This window comes from Bartonella sp. AA89HNZF (assembly GCF_042196905.1).
Lineage (GTDB): Bacteria > Pseudomonadota > Alphaproteobacteria > Rhizobiales > Rhizobiaceae > Bartonella.
The window spans coordinates 335-639 of the sequence record NZ_JBHIRD010000122.1; the positions used below are offsets into that span (position 1 = coordinate 335).

The window sequence follows — 305 nt, forward strand, 5'->3', positions numbered from 1 at the left end:
TTATCCTTAAGCTCAGCCCCTTTTGTAAAATCACCACTGTCATCCAAACGCCCCTTACCTAAAAGCAACCGTACGCCTTCAGGACCAAATTTATCAAGCTTATCCATTGCTCTTAAGACAGTTAAGCGCTTTTCAATCTGCTCTCCTTCATCTAAACCAATCAACTGCAAAACACTTTCCAGAATTTTTCGGTTATTCAAACGAATGGCATAATCATGTTGCTGAACTCCTAATTTTTCCAAACTATCCGCTGCCATCATGCAAATCTCAGCATCTGCCGCAACGGTTGGTGTTCCAACAATATC

1 pseudogene is annotated in these 305 nt (G+C 41.3%); it reads right to left on the reverse strand.

What is annotated here, in order from left to right:
• Positions 1 to 305: pseudogene (locus ACFIN0_RS10050) on the reverse strand (histidine--tRNA ligase); the annotation flags it as partial.